This is a genomic window from Chitinophaga costaii, assembly GCF_900094705.1.
In the GTDB taxonomy this organism is placed as follows: domain Bacteria; phylum Bacteroidota; class Bacteroidia; order Chitinophagales; family Chitinophagaceae; genus Chitinophaga; species Chitinophaga costaii.
Window position 1 is genome coordinate 1 of sequence record NZ_FMAR01000050.1, and the last position, 1,563, is coordinate 1,563.

At 46.3% G+C, this 1,563-nt stretch carries 2 protein-coding genes; both read right to left on the bottom strand.

What is annotated here, in order from left to right:
* Nucleotides 1-319: 319 nt before the first annotated feature.
* On the bottom strand, nt 320-1,267 hold the full coding sequence (locus tag GA0116948_RS20885) for an IS3 family transposase (RefSeq protein WP_139111399.1): 948 nt from the start codon (nt 1,265-1,267) through the stop codon (nt 320-322).
* Complete coding sequence (locus GA0116948_RS20890) at nt 1,198-1,512, bottom strand: transposase (RefSeq protein WP_089715834.1); 315 nt, start codon at nt 1,510-1,512, stop codon at nt 1,198-1,200. Before GA0116948_RS20890 ends, GA0116948_RS20885 begins: the two co-directional genes overlap by 70 nt.
* Nucleotides 1,513-1,563 lie beyond the last annotated feature (51 nt).

Below are 1,563 nucleotides of genomic sequence, written 5' to 3' on the forward strand. Positions count from 1 at the left end.
TGAGGTGGGTCGATTTTGCCGGACAGTGAAGTCTCTTAGGTTAAAGATATATTTTCCAAATGTAAGAAAGGGCTTTAAATTTAATTTGATCTGAAGCGGAAGCGGCACTGCTGGGAAGCATCCGCCGAGGAATAAGATCACCCGACGAATAGTCCGGTTGTCTACTCCGAATAAGTAGCAGAAAGCTCATGGGTGATTGATCACTGCATGGGCTTTCTGATCATTCAGAGGGTTGATGCCTCTTAAATCCCACGGGGGGCTGGGGGCGTGAAGCCCTCGGATCATTATGTTGGTGGGCGATAGCCCACACTGTTTTTTCTCATGTATTATGCTGTTTTAATCGGTTTTCAAATTCATTGGGCGATAAATAACCAATAGATGAATGTATTCTTTTAGGGTTATAGTACATCTCGATAAACTCGAATATTTCCGTCTGGGAATCTTCTGCCGAATCAAATGCTCCGCCTTCCATCAGTTCAGCCTTAAACCGGCTAAAATAGGACTCCATGTGCGCATTGTCGTAGGGGTTATCTGCATCACTCATACTCTGTGTTAATTTATGCTTGTCAATGATCCGGCGGAATTGAGTGCCGGCATATTGGCCACCCCGATCAGAGTGAATGATCAGGTTTTCGGCGGAGCCACGGGCTGCTAAAGCCTTTTTGAGAGAAGCTACGACCAGCGATTCTTTCATATGATCCTGCAAGTCCCATCCCACAATTTTGCGGGAATACAAATCCATCCATACCGACAGATAGCGGAATGGCCCTCCTGTCATGGGGATATAGGTGATGTCACCCACCCATGTCTCATTGATCCGGGAGGGGAAACCGCGTTCCTTATACACATTGGGGCTTATCCGGTAGGTATGACGGCTGTCCGTCGTCCTGGGTACAAACGACCTTGGCTGAATAGCCTTTAGCCCGTTTTTGGAAAGCGTCTTCCTGACCCTATATCGGCTGATCTTTAAGGCCTGGTGATTTAGCTCTTCTACGATCCTTCGGGTGCCGTAACGCCGCTTATTGGCCTTAAAAACGGTTATTATATGCTGTTCCATGGATTGTTGTTTGGGACTGATCTGGTGTGTCTTTGCATTCTTCCAATCGTAATAGCAGCTTCGGCTTGTGCCCAGCACCTGACATAGCTGTTGAACAGGGTATTGGCCATGCAACTTGTCGATCGATGCATATATGGCTTTTATATCCCACGGCCCAAGATTCCCAAGGCTTTTTTTAAAATATCCCGCTCCTGCTCTGTCCGACGCAATTCAGATTTCAAGCGTTCAATTTCAAGAAACGTATCCGGCGGATGAGTAGAGCCGTTATGAAGATTACTAGATTTCGCCTTTTCGGATTTGGCTGCATTTTTCCAACGATAAATCAGGTTATCTCCTACGCCCAGCGCTTGGGCTATTTCCGCTACAGGACGACCAGAAGCCACCATTTTCAGGACTTCTTCCTTGAAACCTGCGTCGTATTTCCTACGGGTCTTTTTTGTGTTTCTTCCAGTCATTGCTTTGCAAATTTAAGCAACTTTACTGTCCGGATTTATTGGACCATTTCA